This is a genomic window from Candidatus Accumulibacter phosphatis (assembly GCF_012939955.1).
Classification (GTDB): domain Bacteria; phylum Pseudomonadota; class Gammaproteobacteria; order Burkholderiales; family Rhodocyclaceae; genus Accumulibacter; species Accumulibacter delftensis.
Genome location: NZ_SPMY01000020.1, coordinates 37,068 through 52,652 on the forward strand (window position 1 = coordinate 37,068; position 15,585 = coordinate 52,652).

Below are 15,585 nucleotides of genomic sequence, written 5' to 3' on the forward strand. Positions count from 1 at the left end.
GCGGATCACCAACGCTTGATTTCAGGAGATCACCATGGCCCTCATGGACTTCATCAAGAAGCAGTTCGTCGATGTCATTCACTGGACTGAAGAGGGCGACGGTATCCTCGCCATGCGCTATCCGTTGCAGGACATGGAGATTCAGTATGGCGCGCAGCTGACAGTGCGCGAGTCGCAGATCGCGGTTTTCGTCAATGAAGGTCAGGTGGCCGATGTTTTCCGCCCCGGGCGCTACCAGCTGACGACCCGGACGCTGCCGGTGCTGACCTACCTCAAGAACTGGGACAAGCTCTTCGAGTCGCCTTTCAAGTCGGAAGTCTATTTCTTGTCGACCCGCTTGCAACTCGACCGCAAGTGGGGAACGTCGAACCCGATCACCATCCGTGACCAGGACTTCGGCATGGTGCGGATGCGTGCTTTCGGCATTTATTCGTACCAGTTGAGTGACGCGAAGAAGTTCTACAGCGAGATTTCCGGGACGCGCGCGGAATACACGGTTGAAGATCTCGACGGCCAGTTGCGCAACCTGGTGATCAGCTCGATGACCGACCTCTTCGGCGAGTCGGGCGTGCCTTTCATCGATATGGCGGCCAACCAGGACGAGTTGAGTCGGGCGCTGAAAGGCAAGCTGGAGGCGGTCTTCGAGCGCTATGGCCTGCTTCTGGACCGCCTGGTCGTGCAGAGCGTGTCGCTGCCCGAAGAGCTGCAGAAGGTTCTCGACACGCGTATCGGCATGAACATGATTGGCGACCTCGGACGCTACACGCAATACCAGGTGGCGAGCAGTATTCCTCTGGCAGCACAGAACGAAGGCGGCCTCGCCGGCATAGGCGCCGGTCTCGGGGCCGGGCTCGGCATTGGCCAGTTAATGACCACTGCGATGGGGTCGGCCATGCCGGCGGCGGGGGTGCCGGCGGGGCAGGTGGCAGTGGTCGGTGCTTCGCCGCAGGGCGTTGCGGCGCCGACGGCAGCGTCAGCGCTCAGTGCCGACGAGGTGGTGGCGACGCTGGAGAAGCTGCACGCGCTGGTCGGCAAGGGGATCCTTTCGCAGGCCGAATTCGACGCCAAGAAGGCGGAATTGCTCGCTAAGTTCGTTTGAGCCGGGAGTCGGCGCTGGCGGGCCCGGGCGATTGCCGAAGAATGACTGCCGTAGCGGTCAGCGCGAGCTTGCGGGCAGTCCGCTCCAGATTTCGTTGAGGTCAGGAAAGTTCCATTTGGCGGGGTCTTCACGGCTGATGATCGTCTGCCGGCAGCCGGGACGGGCGAGATTGACGACTTCCGGGAGCATGCGGGCCGCGTGGCGCGTCGAGAAAAAAACCTTGACCTGTGGGTGAAGTAGCGACTTCTCGTTCTGCTCGATGACCACGCCGATGCGGCCGCAATTGAGTAGCACCAAGGAGCCGATCGGATAGATGCCGATGCTCTTGACAAAGGCCTGGAAGACCAACGGATCGAAATGGCCAGTGCTCCACTCGGCCATCTTGCGCAAGGATTCAGCGGGGTCCCAGCCGGTCTTGTAGGGGCGGTTCGAGGTGATCGCGTCATAGACGTCGCAGACGGCCGCCATTTTGGCGTAGACGCTTGTCGCAGCACCTCGCAGGCGCTTTGGATAGCCCGAGCCATCATCTTTTTCGTGGTGGTGGAGGACAACATCCAGGGCGACGGGGTCGATGTCGCTGCTCTGGAGAAGCATTTCGTGTCCTTTCTCCGGATGCGTCTTGACGATCGCAAACTCGGCATCGGTGAGCTTGCCAGGCTTGTTGAGGATGTCGAGCGGTATGGCCGCTTTGCCAAGGTCGTGCAGCAGGCCGGCGATGCCGGCCGATCGCACCTCTTCTTCGGCGAGACCGAGTTGCCGGGCGAGGGCGATCATCAGCGCGCAGACGGCCACCGAGTGCATGTAGGTGTAATCGTCGGCAGTCTTCAGGCGTGCCAGGCTGATCAGTGCGCCCGCGCTGCGGCTCACCGAGTCCGATATCTCGTCGACCAGTCGCCGCGCGCCGCCGGTGTCGACGGTCCTGCCCATTCGCGCTTCCGCGAACATTGAGGTGACCGCCTGCCGCGAGTTGGCGACAATTTTGGCTGCGCGCGTGAACTCTGCGGCGCTGGGAGCGCGTGCCGTGTCGCGCACGCTGTTTGCCGCAACTGCCAGTTCGGCGTCGACCTGGGCCTCGGACTCGGCGACCGAAACGACAGCTTCGCCCGGCGGCAGGTCGAGGCCTTTGGCACAATCGATCCACACTTCCCTGACGCTGCTGGCGCGGATAGTGGCAATGTCCTTGGCATCGCTGAGAACAAACGATGAGCGCCAGAAAGGGTGTTCCAGCCAGGGGCCGCAGAACTCCTTGAGGTACATGCCGACAGTCAGCTGCTGAACGCCGATTCGCTTGAGCATGGCGGGTTCTCGGTGGCTGCTCCACGCTGGAGCCAGCGCTAGTCTACACCGTATGCCGCAGCAAGAAAGGGGCCTCGCTGCCCCTTTCCCTGCTTCGCGAGCCGTATTTCTAGAGCCCGGCAGCTGCGCGAAGTGCCGCTGCCTTGTCGGTGGCTTCCCAGGTGAACTCGGGCTCGTCGCGGCCAAAGTGGCCGTAGGCCGCGGTTTTGCGGTAGATCGGTCGCAAGAGCTGGAGCGCCTGGATGATGCCTTTGGGGCGCAGGTCGAAGTGCTCGCCGATCAGTGCGGCGATGACTTCGTCGCTGACCTTGCCGGTGCCGAAGGTGTTGACCATCAGTGACACCGGCCGGGCGACGCCGATGGCGTACGCCACCTGCACTTCACAACGGTCGGCAAGGCCTGCGGCGACGATATTCTTGGCAACATGGCGCGCGGCGTAGGCCGCCGAGCGATCGACTTTTGACGGATCCTTGCCCGAGAACGCACCACCGCCATGTCTGGCCGCGCCACCGTAGGTGTCGACGATGATCTTGCGGCCGGTCAGGCCGCAATCCCCGTGCGGGCCGCCAACGACGAAGCGGCCGGTCGGGTTGACCAGATAGCGGGTTGCGCTGGTGAGCAGTTCCGGCGGCAGGACCGGTTTGATGATTTCTTCGATCACGGCTTCCGAAATCTGTGCGTGCGAGACGTCCGGGTCGTGCTGCGTGGACACGACGATGGTGTCGATCGAGACCGGTTTGCCGTCCACATAGCGGACCGTGAGTTGGCTCTTGGCATCCGGGCGAAGCCACGGCAGGCGGCCGTCGTGGCGAACTTCACCCTGGCGTTGCATGAGACGGTGCGCGTAATGGATTGGCAGCGGCATCAGCGACGGCGTTTCGTTGCAGGCGTAGCCGAACATCAGTCCCTGGTCGCCAGCTCCCTGGTCGAGGTCGATGCCCTGACCCTCGTCAACGCCCTGCGCGATATCGGGAGACTGGCGGTTGATGGCCGTTAAAATGGCGCAACTTTTGTAGTCGAAGCCGATGTCGGAGTTGTTGTAGCCGATGCGGCGAACGGTTTCCTGCGCGATTTCGCGATAGTTGATGTGCGCCTTGGTGGTGATCTCGCCGGAGATGACGACCAGCCCGGTCGACACCAGGGTTTCACAGGCGACCCGCGCAGGCGGGTCGTCGGCAAGAATGGCGTCGAGAATGGCGTCGGAGATCTGGTCGGCGACCTTGTCCGGATGGCCTTCGGAAACCGATTCCGAAGTAAAGAGGTGCTCTGTGCTCATGCTTTGATCTGCTCCAATGGAAAAACCCCGAAACGGCGGCGTTGCCGGCTCCGGGGTTCGAGCAGACGACGCTTTAGCAGTATTTTTTTGGCCGCACTTACGGCGTCCCCGCCCTGCAAGTTGTCCTGATTAACTCGGCGGAGGGATAATTATAGTTTTTCTCTGGCTGGCGGGTCAAACCTCAGCAGCTACCGGATCGCACCGTGATCACACTTTTTCGTTTCCTCAGCCGCTTGCCGCTTGCCTGGCTGCATTCCCTGGGCTTCGTTGTCGGCTGGCTGACCTGGCTGCTGTCGCCGACCTACCGCCGCCACATGCACGAGAACATGGTGCTCGCACTTGGCGCAGCAGAGGCCGGACGCCTACGTTCGGCAGCCATCGCTGAAGCCGGCAAGGGCATGCTCGAACTGCCACGGGTCTGGTTACGTCCGCTCGCCGAGACCTCCAGTCGGGTTGTCGAGGTGTCGGGGTGGGAATTGGTCGAAGCGGCTTCACGTCGAGGCAAGGGAATCCTCTATTTGACGCCGCATCTGGGATGTTTTGAGGTCACCGCGCAGTACCTGTCCACACATGCCCCGATCACGGTTCTCTATCGGCCGCCCAAGCAGGCCTGGCTGCAGACGATGATCGAAGCCGGGCGGGCGCGCGCGCAGTTGCACCTGGCGGCGGCTGATCTGTCAGGGGTGCGCGGCTTGCTGAAGGCGCTGAAACGCGGTGAAGCCGTCGGTATGCTGCCGGACCAGGCGCCGCGGGCTGGCGAAGGCCGCTGGCTGGACTTCTTCGGCAGACCGGCCTACACCATGACCCTGGCTGCGCGCCTGGTCGAGACCGGGGCGAGCGTGATCATGGTCTGGGCTGAACGGCTGCCCGCCGGCGCCGGTTACCATTTTCACCTGCAGGCGCCGACACAGCCAATCAGGGGCAGCATCGAAGAGCGGGCGCTACAGATCAATCAGCAGATCGAAGTGCTGGTTCGCCAGTGTCCGCAGCAGTATCTCTGGGGCTACAACCGCTACAAGCGGCGGCGCAGCAGTGCAGCAGCGCCGCTGGCGGAAGCCGGCGCTCAGCGGGACGTACAGCAGGGTGCCGAGCAGTGAGTGACTCTGCGCACTGTCGCTGCACCCTTGCCGCCAGCGCCGGGATTTCTTGATGCAGATCGCCTTCTGCCTTTACAAATACTTCCCGTTCGGCGGCCTGCAGCGCGATTTTCTGCGCATTGCCCTGGCCTGCCAGGCGCGCGGCCACAGTATCAGGGCGTACACACTGGAATGGCGTGGCGATGTTCCGGCGGGCTTTGAGGTGGTCCTGGTGCCGGTCAGGGCGCTCAGCAATCCGCGCCGCTACGCGAAGTTCAGTCACTGGGTCGGCCAGGATCTGGCGGCCCGATCCGCCGACCGGGTCGTCGGCTTCAACAAGATGCCTGGACTTGATGTCTATTTTGCCGCCGACCCCTGTTTCGAAGACAAGGCGCGCACGCTACGCAGTGCGCTCTATCGGCTGTCGGGGCGCTACCGCCATTTCTCCGCATACGAGCGCGCTGTTTTCGGGGCCGGGGCACGCACCGAGATCCTGCTGATCTCGCCACTACAAAAGCCGTTGTTCCAGAAGTACTACGCCACACCGGACGAGCGTTTTCATCTGCTGCCGCCGGGAATTGCGCGCGACCGCCGCGCGCCGGCAAATGCCGCGGCGATCCGTGCCGCTTTTCGGCACGAGTTCGCGCTGGCCGCCGACGATTTGCTTCTGCTGCAGCTTGGTTCGGGCTTCAAGACCAAGGGCCTGGACCGCAGCCTGAAGGCGTTGGCGACGCTGCCGGCAGCGCTCGCCAAGCGTTGCCGACTGTTCGCCATCGGCGACGACGAGGCGCAGCTGTTCCATGCCCAGGCGCGAGCGCTCGGCGTTGCTGATCGGGTGCGCATTCTGCGCGGACGCAGCGACATTCCGCGCTTTTTGCTCGGCGCTGACCTGTTGATCCATCCGGCCTACAACGAAAACACCGGCACGGTGCTGCTCGAGGCAATGGTCGCCGGCCTGCCGGTGCTCACCACCGCTGTTTGCGGCTACGCGCATTTCGTCAGTGATGCCGATGCCGGGCGGGTCGTGCCCGAGCCTTTTGAACAAGCCTGTCTCAATCGCCTGCTGGCGCAGGTCTTGAGTGACGAGCCAGCACGTCGGCAATGGCAGTCTCGCGCCCTGGCCTTTGCCGAGCAGGCCGACATCTACAGCAACGCTGAACGTGCCGCCGAGCTGATTCTCAAGGAAAGGTCATGAGCGGCGACGTGTTGTTCCTTGACGAGCCCTTTCGCTCGCTGTGGGCGGGGCAGGATCCCTTCGTCGCCGTCGAGACCCTCGAAGGCGAGATTTTTCGCGAACTCGAGGCGCGCCGCACCTTGCGAACCGAAGTCGGCGGGCGTGGCTACTTCGTCAAGATTCATCGTGGTGTCGGCTGGACCGAGATCGTCAAGAATCTTCTTTCGCTACGCCTGCCGGTGCTCGGGGCAGCGAATGAGTGGCGGGCCATCCAGTGCCTGAGCGAACTCGGCGTCGATAGCATGCACGCCGTCGCCTACGGGCGGCGTGGCCGTGACCCCGGGCGGCAACACTCGTTCATCATCACCGAGGAGCTGGCCCCGACGCTCAGTCTCGAGGACTTCTGCCTGGACTGGAAAGAGCATCCCCCGGAGCTACGCTTGAAGCGCGCGCTGATCGCCCGTGTCGCTGGCATGGCGAGGAGAATGCATCGGGCGGGCATCAATCATCGCGATTTCTACCTCTGTCATTTTCTCCTGCACCTTGACCCGGCACCGACCGCCGACCGGTTCAGGCTGTCTCTGATCGATCTGCACCGCGCGCAACTCAGAGGGCAACTGCCGGGACGCTGGCGCGACAAGGATCTGGCGGCTTTATACTTCTCGGCTGTCGACATCGGCTTGAGCAAGCGTGACCTGTTGCGTTTTTTTGGCGGCTTATTTTGCCTGTCCCTTGCGGCGTATTCTGCGCGATGAAGCGCCGCTGCTTTCGCATCTGGCGAGCGAAACACTTCGCTTGCAGGCACGTTTCGCTCGTAAGGTGGCGGCAGGGGAAATGACATGAGAAACTGGTGGGTGAATCCACAGTATGCAGCAAGCGAAGCGGGCGCCGTGTTTGGCAGTATCGAGCGCGTTTTTTTACTTGCCGGTGAGGGCATAGCCAACGATCAACTGAGTTGCGTGCTGCGCGTCGGCGTCGGCGACAAGCGCTACTACGTCAAGCGCTATAGTGGTAACGGCAAGACCATGCGCCGGCGCTGGTTCGGTCTGCGGCGCTGGCTGGGTCCACCGCGGGTGCGTGCCGAATGGCGGAACCTGCTCGCTTTTCGAGCCTGGGGTATTCCGACCGCAACCCTGGTCGCCTATGGCATCGAGCGGCGTTTTGGCGGCTTCGTTCGCGGCGCGCTGGTGACCGAGGAAATTCCGGATACGATGGATCTCGCCTACCTCGCTCACAGCGACGATCCGCGACTCGGCGATCATGCCTGGCTGACGCAGGTGTCGCAGCAGGTCGCCAGCCTGACCAGGACGCTGCACGACGCTCGTTTCGTGCACAACGATCTGAAGTGGCGCAACCTGCTGGTCGATGGCGGTGCGTCGCCGACGGTCTATCTGATCGATTGCCCGACTGGCAACTATTATCGTGGTGCCGTTCTCGAGTATCGGATCGTCAAGGATCTGGCCTGCCTCGACAAGCTGGCCAAGAAAAAAACTGTCGCGCAGTCAGCGCTTGAGCTTCTACCTTGATTACGCAGGCGAGGCGCGCGTTGGCGATGGTGATCGGCAGCGAATCGCCAAGATCGTTCACTTTTTCGATGGCCGAGAGTAGGCGCGGCGGGCGCTGCCGAGCGCCATCGCGCTGGCCATGAGCGTGCACGTGTTGAGCGATGCGAGAACGCTGCGCGCCGCCGGTCGCCAGCCACGACTGCCGTTTTGCGTGGCCCTTGCCGATGGGCGCCAGTTGAGCATGCGACGCCTGCTGCGTGTCCTGCCCGGCAAGCGGCTGGTTGGTGAGGCAGAACTCGACGGTCGGCGCGTGCTGGCCAAGCTCTTCGTCGGGCGGCGCTGCGAAAAACATTGGCGGTACGAGCGCGGGGGGCTCGAAGCGCTGCGTGATGCCGGCGTGCCGACCCCTGAAGTGCTCGCCGCAATGGCCATGGCCGGTGGTGGTTACGCCCTGCTGACTGTTTTTCTCGAAACAGCCGAGAGCCTTGCCGAAGCCTGGGCGCGGGTTTCCCGACGGGCCGCCGGGGACGGCGAGGCGCTGGCCGTACTGGCGCCGGCGCTGGGCATGCTCGGACGGCTGCACGCCGCTGGCCTGGTCCAGGACGACCTGCATCTCGGCAATTTTCTACGTCATGACGGCAGGGTGCTGGTCGTCGACGGCGATGCGGTGCGCGTGATCTGCCGCGGACAGGCCTTGGCGCCAGCCGACGCTGGCGCCAACCTGGCGGTTCTCCTGGCGCAGTTGCCGCCGGCGTGGGACCGCCAGCTCAGCGCTTTGCTGCCCGCTTACACTGCCGAGCAGGCCTGCTTGCCTGAGCAGGCGGTCTTGCAACGCAATATCGAGCGCGTCAGAGCCTGGCGCCTGGGGGACCTGCTGGCCAAGACAGTGCGTGAGTGCACGCTGTTCGCGGTCGAGCAGACAGGCGTACGCTTTTGCGCCGTGCGCCGCGAGGAAGCGGAAGTGCTGGCGCCCTTGCTGGCGGCGCCGGACCGCGCCATCAGCAGCGGCGAGGTGTTCAAGGATGGTGGCACGACGACGGTGGCGCGCATCGTGGTGATAGGCCGCGCGCTGCTGATCAAACGCTACAACCTCAAGAACCTGCGGCACGCGCTCGGTCGTCTGTGGCGTCCGAGCCGCGCCTGGCATTCGTGGCGCGAGGCGCACCGGCTGCTGTTCTTCGACATCCCGACGCCAAGGCCGCTGGCGCTGATCGAGGAGCGCTGCGGACCGCTACGCCGACGCGCCTGGCTGATTTGCGAGTACTGCCCGGGCCCGAATCTGCTGAGCCATCTGTCGGCCGATAGCGCGCCGCCGGCTGACGAGGGCAAGGCCATCTGCGAGTTATTTGCAGCTTTGTGCCGACATCGCATCAGCCATGGCGATCTCAAGGCCACCAATCTGCTCTGGGACGGCGAGCGCGTGCTGCTCATCGACCTCGATGGCGTCGTGCAACATCGCTCGGCGATCGCGCATGCGCGTGCCTGGCGGCGCGACCGCGCCCGCCTGTTACGCAACTGGCCGTCAGGCTGTGCACTGCAGCGCTGGCTCGACGAGCAGCTACCCGCCGCTTGAAGCCTCGCGTTGCCCCAGCGATCCGCTCGGGCGCTCGCTGGCGGCTGCCGATCAGCTGTCGGCGGGCTCGCTGAACTGCATTGCGTACAAGCGCGCGTAGTGGCCGTCGTTGGCCAGCAACTCGGCGTGGCTGCCGCGTTCGACAATGCGTCCCTGGTCCATGACCAGAATGAGGTCGGCTTTTTCGATAGTCGACAGGCGGTGCGCGATGACCAGTGTCGTTCGGCCGGCCATCACCTGGTCGAGAGCGCTCTGAATATGACGTTCCGACTCCGTGTCGAGCGCTGAGGTCGCCTCGTCAAGAATCAGGATCGGTGCATCCTTGAGCAGCGCCCGGGCAATCGCCAGTCGCTGCCGCTGGCCACCCGAGAGCATGACGCCGTTTTCTCCGACCAGGGTTTCGAAGCCGTCTGGCAGACGGTCGATGAACTCGCGAGCAAAAGCGGCTTCGGCGGCCTTTTCGATGGCCTCGCGCGGGGCCTCGGAAAGGTCGCCGTAGGCGATGTTGCTGGCGATGCTGTCGTTGAACAGCACTACCTGCTGGGTGACCAGCGCGAGGTGCTGGCGCAGGTTGCGCAGGGTGAAATCCTCGACATCGACCCCGTCAATGAGAATCTGGCCAGAGTCGTGATGGTAGAAGCGGGGGATGAGATTGGCCAGTGTTGACTTGCCGCTGCCCGAGCGCCCGACGAGGGCGATCATCTGGCCCGGTTCAACCGCGAAGCTGATCTGATCGAGAACGCGCGTGTTGCTGCCCGGATAGGCGAAGGACAGGTCTTTCACCTCCAGGCGGCCGCTGACTCGCTCCTTCTCGATGCTCCCGTGATCGGGCTCTGGCTCTTCGTCGATCTGGGAAAAAATGCTTTCGGCACCGGCCAGTCCTTTCTGAATCGTCGAGCTGACTTCGGACAGCTGGCGAATCGGCTTCGGTAACATTCCGGCGGCGGTGAGATAAGCGACCAGATCGCCTGCCGAGGCGTCGCCGCGCAGCGCCAGGACCAGAGCCAGCAGCACCGCCATCGCGGAAAAGGTGACGAACTGCAGCGCCGGGGTGTAGGTTGCGCTCGTTCTGACCATGCGCAGCTGCTTGGCCGTGTTGTCCTCGCTCGCTGTCCGGAAGCGGTTCGATTCGTAGTTCTCGCCACCGAAACTGCGGACCACGCGGTAGCCCTGGATGGTTTCCGAGGCGACGTGCGTCAGGTCGCCCATGGTCGCCTGTATCTTGAGGCTCTGGCGGCGGAACTTCCGGCTGGCACGGCTGACCATGACGCCAATGATCGGCAGGATGGCGACCATTACCAGCGTCAGTCGCCAGTTCATCCACAGCAGGTAGCCGAACAGGAAGATGACCGTCATCCCCTCACGGATGACGACCTTGATGGCATCGGTCGCGGCACCGGTGACCATGGTCACGTTGTAGGTGATTCGCGAGATCAGATGGCCGGTGTTGTGCTGGTCGAAATAGCCGTTCGGCAGACGTAGCAGGCTGTCGAAAAGGGCGCGCCTGAGATCGTGGATCAGCCCCAGCGAAACTCTCGCCAGATAATAGTTGCCGAGAAAGGAGCCGATCCCCTGCCAGGTGACGACGAGGACCAGCAGCAGAGGTATGCCGTAGATCAGGTCCAGATCACCGGTCAGCGCCGTCGTCTGCCGGCTTATGCTGCTGGGCTCACTCAGTTCATCGACAAAGTACTTCAGAATTCCGGCCATCATCGGTTGCGACGAGGCGAAGATCATGTAGCCCAGCAAGCTGACCGCGAACATGCCGAGAAAGGGCCGCAAATAGCCGAGCAGGCGAAAATAGATTCGTAGCGACGAAGTGGCTGGTTTGGCGGTCTTGCCGGCGGTTGTCAAAAGTGCTCAGTCCTCGGCTTCGCTGCCATCGTCGGCGGGCCAGATGGGTGCTATTTCGGCCGGTGCGTTTTCCTTGTAGAACAGCTCCCGGCCTGGCCCTTTGCCGTTATCCGGAATGGCCACCGAGACAATTCCATCGGGAGCTGGCAAAAAGGACTCCGGGACATCCTTCAGCGCCTTGCTCATGAAGCCAATCCAGATCGGCAGCGCTGCCGAGCCGCCCGTTTCTCGCCGGCCAAGGTTTTGCGGTTGGTCAAAGCCGATCCAGGAGCAGGCGACGACGGTTTGTTGGTAGCCACAGAACCAGGCGTCTACCTGGTCATTGGTAGTTCCCGTCTTGCCGGCGAGATCGCGCCGCTTGAGCGTCGCCGAAGCGCGCGCACCGGTTCCGTAGATGGTCACGTCGCGTAACATGCTGTCCATCAGGAAAGCATTGCGCGGGTCGATGGCGCGTAGGCGTTCGTCGCCGGCAGTCGTTGGCGCTGCCTGCGCCAGCAGCTGATTCTTGTCATCCAGGATCTGGCTGACGATGTAGGGCCGAATATGGTAGCCGCCGTTGGCGAAGACCGCGTAGCCGGCGACCATTTGCCAGGGGGTTGCCGAGCCGGCGCCCAGGGCCATGGTCAGGTAAGGTGGGTGTTTGCTGGCGTCAAAGCCAAAGCGCGTCACGTAGTCCTGCACAAAACGCACGCCGCTCGCCTGCAGGAGACGGATCGAGACCATGTTTTTCGAGCGGGCCAGCGCTCGCCGGATACGCATCGGCCCTTCATACTTGCCGTCGTAGTTTTTCGGTTCCCAGGCCTGACTGCCGGTGACCGTTGCCGGGAAGCTGATCCGTTCGTCGTTGACCACCGACGCCGCTGTGAAGCCTCTTTCAAGGGCGGCCGAATAAATGAAGGGCTTGAAGCTCGAACCCGGCTGCCGCCAGGCCTGGGTGGTGTGATTGAATTTGCTGCGGTTGAAATCAAAGCCACCAATCAGGGCGCGTATGGCGCCGTCACGCGGATCTGCGGCCAGGAAAGCAGCTTCCACCTCGGGCATCTGAACGATTCGCCAATTATCTTTTTCGTCGCTCTGGACGCGAATGATCGCGCCCCTGCTGAGGCGCTTGTTGGCCGGCGCCTTGTTGTCGATCATGCTCGCTGCGAACTTCAGGCCGTCGCCGCTGAGAGTGACAATCTCGCCGCCCCGCCGGTAGGCTCGAATGGTCTTTTTGCTCACTTCCAGGACGATCGCCGGGTGCATGTCTTCGGCGTCAGTGAAGTCCTGCAACAGTTCCTCGAGGGCCTCGTCCTGTTCCGATTTAATCCGGCTGATGTCGACGTAGCCCTCGGCGCCTCGATAGCCGTGGCGGCGGTCGTAGTCCAGGACCCCGCGGCGAACGCTGTCATAGGCCGCTTCCTGATCGGCCTTGAGAATCGTTGTGTGGACGCGCAGGCCGCGCGTATAGACATCCTCGGGAAAGCGTTCGGCGGCGATCTGGCGGGCCATTTCCGTGACGTACTGGGCGTGAATCGGTCGTTCGCTGACGTCGCGCTTGATCACCAGGGCTTGCGCCAGAGCTTCCTCATACTGCTCGTCGCTGATGAACTCGAGTTGCAGCATGCGCCTGAGAACGTACTGCTGGCGAATGCGGGCGCGCTTCGGCCTGGCCACCGGGTTGTCGGAGGAGGGCGCTTTCGGCAAGCCGGCAAGCATGGCCACTTCGGCGACCGTAAGGTCGGCCAGCGACTTGCCGAAATAGATCTGCGCTGCGGCGGCGAAGCCGTAGGCGCGTTGGCCGAGAAATATCTGGTTGATGTAGAGCTCGAGGATCTGGTCCTTGCTGAGGTTGTGTTCGATCTTGAAAGACAGCAGTGCTTCGTAGAGCTTGCGGGTGTAGGTTTTCTCAGAGGACAGAAAGAAGTTCTTGGCCACTTGCTGGGTGATTGTCGATGCCCCCTGGCGCTTGCCACCGCCAACCAGGTTGGCTTGTAGTGCGCGCAGGATGCCCAGCGTGTCCACGCCGCTGTGCTGATAGAAGCGCTCGTCCTCAGCTGCCAGGATGGCCTGTTTCATGATTGGCGGGACCTCGTCTATGCTGACTACGGCACGACGCTCCTCGCCGAACTCGCCGAGCAGATAGCCGTCCGCCGTGTACACCCGCAACGGTACCTTGGGGCGGTAGTCCGTAAGAATATCGAGCGACGGCAGGTTCGGGTAGGCCAGGCTAAGGACCACGGCCACCATGGCAAGGGCTATCGCGGCAAGGCCGACAACAACTACGATGGGGTATAGGATCCAGCGGAGGGCAGTAGGCAACACGGCGTCCGGAAAGAAAGGCAGATCCCGCTATTATATTGGCGCGGCCATGAAAAGGCGCGAAGATCAGCGTGGCGCTTGCCGCTCCTGTCCTCCTTCTCGCATCGCTTGGCTTGCCGCAGGTACCGAGGATGGCGCCCTGTGCACAACCGGACGGCGTCGCTGCCGTTCTTGGTCATGTCAATTCCCTGGCTAAGAACAGGCTACGCAAAATCAATGATTTTAGTGGTTTACGCTACACTCTTAGACTAAAACAAGATATCCAAGGCCCTAGCGGAGAAATTGCTTTACAGGTCGGGAGCTTGTTGCTAGCATCTAAAGTAGAATATCTATAAGTACGCTAACTACAAATTATTGAAGGGTTTTTTGGCCGGGGGTGGCGATTTGCAGCTTGATCTTTCGATCTTTAATCCCAAGGCGCGCTCCCTGATCGGTCTTGATATCAGTTCATCGTCGGTCAAGATGGTGGAACTGGCAAGCGATGCGAAAAGCGGTTACCGCGTCGAGCGCTACGCGATTGAGATCTTGCCCAGGGACGCTGTCTCGGATGGCAACATTGTCAACCTGGAAGCTGCGGCGGAGTCGGTCCGGCGCGCCTGGAAGAAACTGGCGACCGTTACGCGGCAGGTGGCCATTGCCCTGCCGGCGTCGCATGTGATCACCAAGAAGATCATCGTTGCCGCCGGGCAGAGGGAAGACGAGTTGGAAGTGCTGGTGGAATCCGAGGCCAACCAGTACATCCCCTTTGCTCTCGACGAGGTCAATCTGGATTTTCAGGTGCTCGGCCCGGTGTCATCGTCTCCTGACGAGATCGAAGTTCTTATCGCTGCGTCTCGTAAGGAAAAGGTGGAGGACCGTGTCGCTGTGGCGGAAGCGGCAGGACTCAAACCGGTGGTCCTCGATGTCGAGTCCTATGCGGTGCTTTCAGCGTTCCAGCTGATCGAAAAACAGCTTCCCGAGGGTGGCCCGGGCAGGATCATCGCCTTGGTCGACGTCGGTGCCAACGTGATGAACCTGACCGTGCTGCGCGATGGTCAGCAACTCTACGTTCGCGAGCAGGCGTTTGGCGGCAATCAGCTGACGCAGGATATTGCCCGCCTTTTCGGAATGAGTTTCGAGGAGGCAGAAGCAGAAAAGCGCCGCCACAATTTGCCGGTGGAGTACGAGGCCGAACTCTTGCGGCCGTTTCTTGAGTCCTTGGCGCTGGAATTGTCGCGTGCCCTGCAGTTCTTCTTTACTTCGACTCAGTTCAATCAGATCAACCACATCGTCCTGGCCGGCGGCTGCGCCGTCATTGCCGGGGCCGACGAAGTCGTCGCCTCGCGCACGCAGATCAACACTGTCATTGCCAATCCCTTTGCCAATATGTTGCTTGCCGATCGCGTGCGCGCCAAGAACCTGCTCACCGATGCCTCGTCGTTGATGGTTGCCTGCGGTCTTGCGCTGCGGAGGTTCGACGAATGATACGCATCAATCTCCTGCCGCATCGGGAAGAGAAGCGACGAGCGCGGCGACAGCAGTTCTATGCTGTGCTCGCTTTGATCACCGTTCTTTCCGGCCTGATCGTCTTTCTTGTCTACTCCGTGATTGGCGGCTATATTGCCGCCCAGGATGCCAAGAACGACTTCCTGCAGAAGGAAATCGCCGTCCTTAACAAGCAAATCGATCAAATCAATCGGCTCAAAGCGCAAAGTGATGCCTTGATGGCGCGCAAGCGAATCATCGAATCCTTGCAGCGCGATCGCGCCGAAGCGGTGCGCTTGCTGAGCGAGCTCGCCAAGCAGATGCCTGAGGGAGTGTATATCCGCTCGCTGAAGCAGGTCGGGCAGAGCATCCATCTGGTTGGCTACGCTCAGTCCAGCGCACGCGTTTCAACGCTGATGCGTAATATCGAAGGGCGTTGGTGCACTATTAGTAACTGCTAATATACTATATGACTAATCCCGCCATTTTGGGCGCGAACTCCCCCTATCCCCGTCCTACTTCATGCGGCAGGCGCAATTTGCCCCACCCCGACGGATTGCGGCATGCCCAGATAGGTAAAGGTGTTGATGATGGCGGCCCTGACGTGGGCTTCGGTCACTTGCCGCTCGAAGGTTCGGGAGTACAGGCTGTCACCCAACTGCTTCAGCCGGTACATCATGTTCTCGGCGATGCTGCGGCGGTGGTAGTCGCTATCGTTCTTCCAGCCGGCGCTGCCCTTGGCGGCGATCTCTTTGAGAATACCGTCACGGGGATGATCGTCGCCCCAGGGAACAGCACCGTCCCGCGGGGGAATGGTGGCACGGGCGTCGCGGTCGGCAATGGCGGCATGGCAGCCTTTGGTGTCGTAGGCGCCATCGGCGGACACTTGAGAGACTTCGCCTTCGACCTGGTCAAGCAACCCGGGGAACACTTCGCTGTCGCCCCAATCGGCCGTCGTCACTTCAAT

General features: G+C 62.1%; 10 protein-coding genes and 3 pseudogenes. 8 read left to right on the forward strand and 5 right to left on the reverse strand.

The features are described from left to right. The first annotated feature begins 34 nt into the window (after positions 1–34). Positions 35–1,099 (forward strand): SPFH domain-containing protein, encoded by a 1,065-nt coding sequence (locus tag E4Q23_RS08035; protein ID WP_169066154.1) that lies wholly within the window; start codon positions 35–37, stop codon positions 1,097–1,099. Positions 1,100–1,156: 57 nt separating this feature from the next. Here the strand turns inward: E4Q23_RS08035 and E4Q23_RS08040 are convergent, their stop codons facing one another. After that, on the reverse strand, positions 1,157–2,395 hold the full coding sequence (locus tag E4Q23_RS08040) for an HD-GYP domain-containing protein (RefSeq protein ID WP_169066155.1): 1,239 nt from the start codon (positions 2,393–2,395) through the stop codon (positions 1,157–1,159). Positions 2,396–2,504: 109 nt separating this feature from the next. Beyond that, positions 2,505–3,671 carry a methionine adenosyltransferase gene (metK, locus tag E4Q23_RS08045; protein ID WP_169066156.1) on the reverse strand — a complete coding sequence of 389 codons (1,167 nt, stop codon included), beginning with the start codon at positions 3,669–3,671 and terminating at the stop codon, positions 2,505–2,507. Between the two features lie 203 nt (positions 3,672–3,874). Between metK and E4Q23_RS08050 the strand changes: the two genes are divergently transcribed. From E4Q23_RS08050 to E4Q23_RS08070, 5 genes and pseudogenes are all read left to right on the forward strand, one after another. Continuing rightward, complete coding sequence (locus tag E4Q23_RS08050; RefSeq protein ID WP_169066157.1) at positions 3,875–4,768, forward strand: lysophospholipid acyltransferase family protein; 894 nt, start codon at positions 3,875–3,877, stop codon at positions 4,766–4,768. Between the two features lie 52 nt (positions 4,769–4,820). Then, positions 4,821–5,942 (forward strand): glycosyltransferase family 4 protein, encoded by a 1,122-nt coding sequence (locus E4Q23_RS08055; RefSeq protein WP_169066158.1) that lies wholly within the window; start codon positions 4,821–4,823, stop codon positions 5,940–5,942. Continuing rightward, positions 5,939–6,764, forward strand: a pseudogene (gene rfaP / locus E4Q23_RS08060) (lipopolysaccharide core heptose(I) kinase RfaP). The gene E4Q23_RS08055 and the pseudogene rfaP overlap by 4 nt, the downstream one beginning before the upstream one ends. Further along, positions 6,761–7,529: pseudogene (locus E4Q23_RS08065) on the forward strand (lipopolysaccharide kinase InaA family protein). Before rfaP ends, E4Q23_RS08065 begins: the two co-directional pseudogenes overlap by 4 nt. A 36-nt stretch (positions 7,530–7,565) precedes the next feature. Continuing rightward, positions 7,566–8,999, forward strand: a complete 1,434-nt coding sequence (locus E4Q23_RS08070) for a lipopolysaccharide kinase InaA family protein (RefSeq protein ID WP_169066159.1) — start codon at positions 7,566–7,568, stop codon at positions 8,997–8,999. 51 nt (positions 9,000–9,050) lie between these two features. Here E4Q23_RS08070 and msbA read toward each other — a convergent pair whose 3' ends face one another. Then, positions 9,051–10,853: a lipid A export permease/ATP-binding protein MsbA gene (gene msbA, locus E4Q23_RS08075; RefSeq protein WP_169066160.1), complete on the reverse strand. Its 1,803-nt coding sequence runs from the start codon at positions 10,851–10,853 to the stop codon at positions 9,051–9,053. A gap of 6 nt (positions 10,854–10,859) precedes the next feature. Then, on the reverse strand, positions 10,860–13,154 hold the full coding sequence (locus E4Q23_RS08080; protein ID WP_169066161.1) for a penicillin-binding protein 1A: 2,295 nt from the start codon (positions 13,152–13,154) through the stop codon (positions 10,860–10,862). Positions 13,155–13,538: 384 nt separating this feature from the next. Between E4Q23_RS08080 and E4Q23_RS08085 the strand changes: the two genes are divergently transcribed. Together E4Q23_RS08085 and E4Q23_RS08090 are read left to right on the forward strand one after the other, a co-directional pair. Further along, complete coding sequence (locus tag E4Q23_RS08085) at positions 13,539–14,618, forward strand: pilus assembly protein PilM (RefSeq protein ID WP_211203679.1); 1,080 nt, start codon at positions 13,539–13,541, stop codon at positions 14,616–14,618. Then, positions 14,615–15,049 (forward strand): annotated as a pseudogene (locus E4Q23_RS08090) (PilN domain-containing protein); the annotation flags it as partial. The gene E4Q23_RS08085 and the pseudogene E4Q23_RS08090, both read left to right, overlap by 4 nt. 89 nt (positions 15,050–15,138) lie before the next feature. Here E4Q23_RS08090 and E4Q23_RS08095 read toward each other — a convergent pair. Further along, positions 15,139–15,585: IS5 family transposase (locus tag E4Q23_RS08095; RefSeq protein ID WP_169066163.1), on the reverse strand; the 447-nt coding region annotated here is incomplete at its 5' end.